6 protein-coding genes are annotated in these 6,471 nt (G+C 70.9%); 2 read left to right on the top strand and 4 right to left on the bottom strand.

Annotated elements, in window-relative coordinates; all coding sequences use genetic code 11:
• A partial coding sequence (locus D7Y15_RS41560; RefSeq protein ID WP_121756030.1) for a tenascin-X occupies positions 1 to 1,806 on the top strand: 1,806 nt, incomplete at its 5' end.
• 9 nt (positions 1,807 to 1,815) lie between these two features.
• Here the strand turns inward: D7Y15_RS41560 and D7Y15_RS41555 are convergent.
• Together D7Y15_RS41555 and D7Y15_RS41550 are read right to left on the bottom strand one after the other, a co-directional pair.
• The gene (locus D7Y15_RS41555) at positions 1,816 to 2,757 is read right to left on the bottom strand and encodes a hypothetical protein (protein ID WP_120581337.1); all 942 of its coding nucleotides are present in this window, start codon (positions 2,755 to 2,757) and stop codon (positions 1,816 to 1,818) included.
• 70 nt (positions 2,758 to 2,827) lie between these two features.
• Entirely contained in the window at positions 2,828 to 3,541 is a 714-nt protein-coding gene (locus D7Y15_RS41550; RefSeq protein WP_120581336.1) for a DUF429 domain-containing protein, read from the bottom strand.
• A gap of 78 nt (positions 3,542 to 3,619) precedes the next feature.
• On the opposite strand from D7Y15_RS41550, the gene D7Y15_RS41545 reads away from it, so the two are divergent.
• Complete coding sequence (locus tag D7Y15_RS41545) at positions 3,620 to 4,639, top strand: aldo/keto reductase (protein ID WP_120581335.1); 1,020 nt, start codon at positions 3,620 to 3,622, stop codon at positions 4,637 to 4,639.
• A 429-nt stretch (positions 4,640 to 5,068) separates the two neighbouring features.
• On the opposite strand, the gene D7Y15_RS41540 is transcribed toward D7Y15_RS41545, so the two are convergent.
• Both D7Y15_RS41540 and D7Y15_RS41535 read right to left on the bottom strand, forming a co-directional pair.
• Entirely contained in the window at positions 5,069 to 5,791 is a 723-nt protein-coding gene (locus D7Y15_RS41540) for a head GIN domain-containing protein (protein WP_120581334.1), read from the bottom strand.
• A 121-nt stretch (positions 5,792 to 5,912) separates the two neighbouring features.
• Positions 5,913 to 6,471, bottom strand: a 559-nt coding sequence (locus tag D7Y15_RS41535; RefSeq protein ID WP_121756029.1) for a PEGA domain-containing protein, incomplete at its 5' end; no start/stop codon positions are given.

Here is a 6,471-nt window from a genome sequence, read left to right as displayed (position 1 = left end):
GGCGGGGAGGTGCGGGTGGAGCTGCGCGGGGAGTCGAACCCGTATCCGGACTGCCCCACGCCGGTGGCCTGCCACACCTCCACGTTCGACGTGGCGACGGAGAAGTGCGTGGAGGCCGAGGAGCCGGACGGCACGGCCTGCGACCCGGGCAACGCGTGCATCCAGGGCGCCACGTGCACGGCGGGGCGGTGCAAGGGCCCGGAGCGCGTCTGCGACGACGGCAACGCGTGCACCACGGATGTGTGCAACCCGCTGGACGGCTGCACGTCGGTGCCGACGCCGCCGTGTCCGGGGGACGGGAAGTGCCAGGTGGGCGCGTGCGACCCGAAGGTGGGGTGCACGCTGGCGAAGGCGCCGGACGGGACGTTCTGCGGCCCGGAGCGCGGCTGTGACGCGGCGGACGTGTGCCTGGACGGGACGTGCCAGCGCCGCGATCCGCCGGACAACTTCACCTGCGCGCCGGCCAGCCCCTGCCAGGGACCGGGCAAGTGCAAGGGCTCCGTCTGCGAGCGCCCCGCCGCGACGGCGCTGACGCCGGACTGGACCTATGACGCGGCCTCCAACGGGGAAGCGCTGCACGACTTGTTGGTGGGGCCCACGGGGGACGTGACGCTGGTGGGCTTCTTCGTGCCGGCGCTCTTGGACGCGGCGGGCCCGGTGCCGGTGCGCGCGAGCACGTCCGGGCGCCGGTGCATGCTGTGGAACGACCGGCTGTTGTGCATGGACCTGCCGCTGTCCGGGCAGGTGTCGCTGTTGGACAGGGTGACGGGCGCGCCGCGGTGGACGTTCGACCTGACGACGGCGCGGCCGGACTTCACGCAGGGGCTGACGACGGTGTTCATGGCGCGGCTGGGGGTGATGCAGCCGGACCGGTTGGCGGCGCTCTTCGAGGCGTACCCGGCGGGCACGTCGCGGAACACGCTGTGCCGGCAGTACTTCCTGGTGGTGTTGGATGCCTTTGGCGGGATGGTGTCCGCGCAGGCGCTGGAGGATCCGCTGCTCGCGGAGTGCAACCATCCGCACCCGTACGGCGTGGCGTCCGACGCGGCGGGCGATGTGTATGTGGCGTTCGGGCCCACGCAGAACGTGGGGGCGCCGCTGTATCCGGGAGCGCCGACGTTGGTGATGGCGTTCTCGCAGGACGGGGTGCCGCGCTGGCGGAAGACAGAGGCCTTCGCCGCGGGGGAGCTGGCCATCGTGAACGGGCTCCTGCTCAACGAGCGCTCCACGCAGGCGCTGAGCACGCGGGACGGGCAGGCGGTGGGTTCACAGACGTTCCCCCGGGGGCTGGGCCGCGCGCTGGCGACCTCCGCGCACGTGATTCCCTCGCCCTCCGAGGACGACACCGTGGGCGAGTGGACGCTGGAGGGCTACGCGTTGCCGAATCTCACGCCGTCATGGACGCATGGGTTCCAGGGGTGGCCGGGGCCGGTGGCGCCGGAGGTCCGGCTGGCGAGCTGGACGACCTGGCCGGGCCAGCCGCCGGAGACGGTGGTGGTGGGCACGGGCATGAACGCGACGGGGCCGGTGCTGTTCGCGGTGAGCGCGAAGGACGGCAGCGAGGTGTTCCAGTGCCCGGTGTCGAACGCGGCGACGCCCGCGCAGTTCCTGGAGCTGGGGCCGGACAGCCTCGTGATGATGGACGGGGCCACGACGTGCGGCGAGTGCGATCCGCCGTATGCCTATAGCCAATCGCGCTTCCGGCGCTTCCCGATTCCCGGCCTGAAGCCCGCGGAGGAACCCTGGCCCGGAACGTTCGGCGGGCCAGGGCACGACCATCACGAGGACCCGGTGCGTGGGCGCTGAGTCCTCAACTCACGGCGTGAGCGCGGTCCAGTCGCTGTTGGGCACGGCGACCGAGAAGTTGTACGTGCCGTTGGTCCAGCACAGGCCGTAGGGGCCCAGCTGGGTGCTGTTGCTGGTGGTGAGCGCGGGCCAGGCGCTCACGGTGTAGATCTGGATGCCGGAGGCCCGCACGCGCGGGAACGCGGGACAGCGCTGGGCCACGTCCATCAGGTAGTGCGACTCCCACATCGTCCAGCCCGTGGCGAAGCCGGAGTTGCCGCAGATGGGCGTCAGCTTCTCCTCCCAGAGCCCCAGGGTGAAGTTGTAGAGCAGGCCGTGCGCGCAGCCGCTGCCGTCCTTGTAGGCCTCCGTGAAGTAGCGCTCCTCGCCGTCCAGCACGCGCACGTACTTGCCCTTCCACGTCGCGTCCATGCCCTCGAAGGTCTGCCAGCCCGTGGCGCCGTCGAAGCCGCAGTGGTCCCAGAAGCCGTGCGCGTGCGCCGTCGTCGCCATGCCCGAATAGCGCCAGTGCGCCGTCACCGTCTCCACGCACACGTTGCCCGCCGGCATGTGCGTGGGCGCGTAGATGGTCGTCCCAATTGCGTTGTCCGGGATGACCAGGTCCGTCTGCGCGTCGTTGGCCGCGAAGATGCCCTGGCCCTGCGTCACCCAGAAGCCCCGGTCCCCGGAGCCCGGGAAGATGTCCGGGATGGGAACGCGCGGATGGGGCCGGCTGGCGCGCTCCGGTAGCCGCGCCGCCACGCCCTTCAACACCTCGTTCGCCTGTGGCTGGGTGTTGGGGATCGCCCGGCCGTGCACCGACTCGTCGAAGGGCTCCGGCGCCGCCGTCAGCTCCTGCCCCTCTGGCACCGGCACGCCGTATGGCAGACGGGCGGTCGCGTCCTCCGCCAGCACCGGCGCGCCCACGAGCCCCACCACCACCGTCACGGCCTTCCACGGCGTTCCACGCATGTGTTGTCCCTCTCCAGCTGGAGTTGAGAGGGATTAAAACAGCTTAAACAGTAATAATAGCAATAGCTGATTACCGTAGAGTCAGGTCCAGGATACGTCCCTCGCGCAATGTTCCATCCGCGTCACGCGTGAGGGGCAGGCCCACCGCGATGACGTCCCCGGGCCGGGTGCGCGTGAGCCACCCCAGCCAGGCGCAGAGCGCGGCATCCAGCTGGTCGTGCGTGCACGTTCCTGAGTCCCCGAAGCGCAGGCCGGATGCTTCCAGCAGGGCCTGTCTCCGGGCGCGTCCCTCCGGCGTGGCTTTTGCCCCCAACTTCTCCACAGCCAGCATGCGCCAGGTGGCACCGGGGAAGGCTTCGAGCAGGCGCGCGTGTGACAGCGACGGCGTGTCCAGGTCCAGCATGGGCACCCGGGCATGGGCCCGCAGCGCGGCGAACAGCAGCACGCTGCCGCGCACGAAGCCCGCGAAGGGCGCACCGGGCATGGGCAGCACGTCCGGGGTGCGGCCCGGGGCGCGCAGCTTCCGCTCCGCGTCCCGCACCTTCGCGCCGGGGTTCGCCAACGCCTGCGGCCCGTCCACCACCACCACGTCGCCGGGCCCCACGGCGAAGGCCTCCGCGAGCGCCTCCGGGTCCAGCCCGTGCCCGGTCCGTGCCGAGGGCCAGACGCGCTGGGAGAAGCGCACGCGGCCGTCACCGTCCACGATGGCCTCGTCCACGGGGCGGTGCGCGCGGGCGAAGGGGTCCGTCAGGTCCCAGCCCACGAAGCGGCGCGCGTCCGTCATCGTGTGCCTTCCTGCTGCGGGATTGCGCACCGGACGTTAAGAGGGGCCGCCTTCACTTCCACCCAAGGTGACACGCACATGCACTACCGTCCGCTGGGCCGCACCGGCCTGTTTGTCTCTGAACTGTGTTTCGGCGCCATGACCTTCGGTGGCGAGGGCTACTGGAAGAACATCGGGCAGCAGGGCCAGTCAGAGGCCGACGCGCTGGTGGGCCGGTGCCTGGACGCGGGCATCAACTTCTTCGACACCGCGAACGTGTATTCGTACGGGCAGTCGGAGGAGCTGCTCGGCAAGGCGTTGGCGGAAAAGCGTTCGCAGGTGGTGCTGGCCACCAAGGTGCGCGGCCGCATGGGCCCGGGCCAGAATGAGACGGGCCTGTCCCGCTACCACATCTTCGACTCCGTGCACGCGAGCCTGAAGCGCCTGGGCACGGACCACATCGACCTCTTGCAGATCCACGGCTACGACGTGGCCACGCCGCTGGAGGAGACGCTGCGCGCGCTGGACGACCTCGTGAGCCAGGGCAAGGTGCGCTACCTGGGCGCGTCCAACCTGGCCGCGTGGCAGCTGATGAAGGCGCTGGGCCTGAGCGACCACCGCGGTCTGTCCCGCTTCGAATCGCTCCAGGCCTACTACTCCATCGCCGGCCGCGACCTGGAGCGCGAGCTGGTGCCGCTGATGAAGGACCAGCAGGTGGGCCTGATGGTGTGGAGCCCGCTCGCGGGCGGCTTCCTCTCCGGCAAGTACCGCCGCAACGCCGAAGGCCCCGAGGGCGCCCGCCGCACCACCTTCGACTTCCCGCCCGTGGACCGCGAGCGCGCGTACAACGCCATCGACGTGATGGATGAGGTCGCGAAGGAGACGGACACCACCGTGGCGCGCGTGGCGCTCGCGTGGCTGCTGCACCAGCCGCACGTCACCACCGTCATCCTCGGAGCGAAGACGCAGGCCCAACTCGAGGACAACCTGGCCGCGTCCGAGCTGCGCCTCGGCGCCGAGCAACTCGCGAAGCTGGACGCCGTCTCCAAGCTGCCCCCCGAGTACCCGGGTTGGATGGTGGAGCGTCAGAACGCGGACCGCTTCCCGCCGGCCCGCTGAGCGGTTGCTCGCGGAGTCCCGCGCATGCGGAGTTTTCCATCATCGCTGGATGGACCCGACCTGACGCGTCTCAACGACGCACCGTGTGAGCGCGGTGCTTTCGTATTTACAGTCCGTGGGGGACGGCAGGCGTGGCGGGACGCGGGTTCCCCTGCGAGTCCTGTGGCGAAAGCGACGCTGGGTGTTTGGGATTGGGACGGGTTCCCGATATCTTGGGGACTGCGAAGCGTTCGGTCACTCGAGCGCATTCCATGGGGCCCACGCGCCTGTCCGACGGCACTCCGGTGTGGTCGGCATCCACGTGGAAGGTAGGACGGTCGCCCGGATGACCTTGGAGGTCCGGTGTGCGGCGTCTCTTTTGCTTCGTGGGGGGCCTGTCCGGGCCCCGGGAACTCCCCGGGGCCCGGCTAACCTTTCCCGGTACCGCTGCTAGTTCGAGGCGTCGAGGCGCGAACCGCCGCTGATGTCCACGTTGGCGTTCTGGGGCCGCTTCGACAGGCGGATGATGCTGCCGCCGGAGGCGTCACCGGAGACGCTGGCGGGGGCATCGGCCTCCACGATGGAGCCGCCGCTGGCCTCCACCTTCAGGTCGGTGAGGCCCTGGAGCTTCTGGGCGTGCACCTGCGCGCCGCCACTGGCCTCGGCCTCCAGCTGCGTCGCGCGGCCGGTCAGCGTGATTTCGGAGCCGCCGCTGGCCTCGGCCTCCACCTGCTTGGCGTCCACGCCGCGCACGGTGAGGACGGAGCCGCCGCTGGCCTCGGCGTCGAACTCGCCGGACGCGGTGACGTCCGCGTTCATGTGGCTGCCACCGCTGGCCTCCAGGTGGTCGATGCGGGGCGAGGACACGATGAGCTTCACCTTGCCGTTGAGGCCGCTCCAGCCCTTGCGCTCCACGCGCGTGGTGAGGATGCCGTCCTCCACCTCCAACTGGAGGCGGGAGAGGTTTTCAGGGGAGCCCTCCAGGCGGACGGACTTGGGGCCCACCTTCACCTCCGCGTGCATGCCGTGACCCACGGAGACGCCGTGGAAGTCTTCCACCTGGCGCGTCTCACCGGCGCCCTGGGAGGGCCGGGTCGCGTCCTCCGCGTGGGCGGTGCAGGCGGAGGTGACGAGGCAGCAGGCGGCGAGCAGGGACAGCGAGGACATCCTCATGGGCGGCTCCGGGCGAGGCGCGAGGACGTAGGAACACGTCCCGGCGGAATGCCTCGGGTACGGAGGACCCCAGCGGATGATTGCGTGGCGAGGCGCGAACGTGTCCGACAGCCGGACAGGTTCAGGGATTGTCCAGCATCTCCAGGGGGACCCGGACGGAGGTGACGTCGTCGGGTTTGATCTCCACGAGGAGCCTCAAGGGGCGGCCGGTGCCGTCCATGAGCTTCAGGGTGTGCCTGCCCACCGGGAGGGCGACCTTGTTGAGAGGCGTCTCGCCCAGGGAACGGCCGGCCAGGGACACGCGGGCGGAAGGTTCCGTGACCAGGGTGAGGAAGCCCTGGGGCGCGGCCGCTTCGGTGGCGCCGTCATCCGGGGCAGGGAGGTCGGCATCCGAGTCGTCGACGGGCGCGGCGGTGCGGGACTTGCCGCGGACCGGAGTGGCCGTCGGGTCGCTGGCGTCGCGCTTGCCGGTCTTGCGGACGGGGGTGCGCGTCTTCGCCTTGGGAGCCTGGGCGTCGTCGGTGGCGGTTTCGTTGCTGGGAGGAGGCGGGTCCGAGGGCGCCGTCTCCGTGGGAGTCGCGGGGTCGGCGGGAGGCGTGACCTGGGCGACCTCGGTGGAGGGTTCCGGCGAGGCGGGCTCTGTGGGGGCGGGCTTCTGGGCCCCGGGCTCGGAAGGGGGC

The sequence above is a fragment of the Corallococcus sp. AB030 genome (genome assembly GCF_003668965.1).
Classification (GTDB): Bacteria; Myxococcota; Myxococcia; order Myxococcales; family Myxococcaceae; genus Corallococcus; species Corallococcus exiguus.
Note: the sequence above shows the minus strand (reverse complement) of the source record. Positions and strands in the feature narration are given on the sequence as shown.

Excerpts from the sequence above, each read along its gene's own strand:
- D7Y15_RS41555 (WP_120581337.1), bottom strand. The coding sequence starts at position 2,757 with ATGCGTGGAACGCCGTGGAAGGCCGTGACGGTGGTGGTGGGGCTCGTG.
- D7Y15_RS41550 (WP_120581336.1), bottom strand. The coding sequence starts at position 3,541 with ATGACGGACGCGCGCCGCTTCGTGGGCTGGGACCTGACGGACCCCTTC.
- D7Y15_RS41545 (WP_120581335.1), top strand. The coding sequence starts at position 3,620 with ATGCACTACCGTCCGCTGGGCCGCACCGGCCTGTTTGTCTCTGAACTG.
- D7Y15_RS41540 (WP_120581334.1), bottom strand. The coding sequence starts at position 5,791 with ATGAGGATGTCCTCGCTGTCCCTGCTCGCCGCCTGCTGCCTCGTCACC.